This window comes from Methylobacterium sp. WL103, from assembly GCF_008039885.1.
Classification (GTDB): domain Bacteria; phylum Pseudomonadota; class Alphaproteobacteria; order Rhizobiales; family Beijerinckiaceae; genus Methylobacterium; species Methylobacterium cerastii.
The window spans coordinates 1-1,145 of record NZ_VRUX01000936.1 but is presented as its reverse complement, the minus strand read 5'-3'; the positions used below and the strand labels follow the sequence as shown (position 1 = coordinate 1,145).

The following is a 1,145-nucleotide window of genomic DNA, read 5'->3' as shown; positions in this document are numbered from 1 at the left end:
GCAGGTCGCCCATGGTCCGTTCCAGGCTCGCCAGCGACGGGTCGCCGCTGCGGGCGTCGAGCCGGTCGGCCAGCGACACGACCTGCTTCTCCAGGGCGTCGAGGCCGTCGTCGCCGGTGCGGGCGCCGACGCGGTCGACCTTGTCGGCGAGGTTGCGCAGCATCGCGTGGATCGATGCGACGTCGCCGCCCGGCATCGCCGGCTGGCGCAGGGATTCGCCCAGGCTTTCGCCGAGTCCTTCGAGCCGCCCGATCAGGTCGCCCACCGGTTGAGCGCTGACGCGGTCGACCTTGTCGGCGAGCGCGTCGATCCGCCCGAGGATCGCCTTCGAGCTGGCTGCGTCGGCGCCGCGCGCGCCGGCCTGCATCGCGTCGAGCTTCGAGGCGATCGCATCGATCTGGTTGACGAGGGCCGGCGAGGTGGGAGCGCTGGCGTTGAGTCCGCTGCGGATCTCCTCGAGGAGCGGACGCAGGGCGGTGTCGCTGCCTGCGCTCGCGGCCTTCTGAAGCTGGACGATCTGCGCGCTGATCGCCTGGACGCCGGCGGCGAGGCTCTGGATCCGCTCCGGCCCGGCGAGCGCCGCGATCAGGCGGCGGATCTCCTCCAGCTCGCCGAACAGGTTCTTCAGCGCGTCGTCGTCGACCGAGCTGCCGCGCCCGGCGGCGGCCGCGTCGAGGCGGGTCGCCAAGCGCTCGACCTCGCTGGCCACGCGGGTGTGGACGTTCTCGCTCACGTCGTCGGCGAGGCGCTCGACCTGCAGGCGGATCATCTCCATCGGCTCGGCGATGGCGGCCAAGTCGGCCGGCGCCCCGACGCGCTCGACGCCGCTGGCCAGCGAGATCACCGCCTGCTCCAGGGCGCCGAGGTCGCGGCGCGTGGCCAGATGGCCGATCGATTCGCGCAGGCGATGGGTCTCGCGCCGAAGCTCGGAGACCGCGGTCTCGGTCGCCGCGTGATCCTCGACGGTGGCGTCGAGGCGGCGGGCGAGGTCCTCGCGCATGGCGGCGACGACGCTGGCGCCGGAGCCCGAGCCGGAAACGGAGCCTTCGCCGAGCTCGCGCTGGCGCAGGCGGATGTCCTGGACGGCGTCCTGGATCTCGGCCGCAGCCGGGCGGCCGCGCCGGCCCGGGGGGGGGGGGGGGGGG

Annotated in this window: 1 pseudogene; it reads right to left on the bottom strand. The window is 74.5% G+C overall.

Annotated elements, in window-relative coordinates:
• Positions 1-1,145 (bottom strand): annotated as a pseudogene (locus FV222_RS30235) (hypothetical protein); the annotation flags it as partial.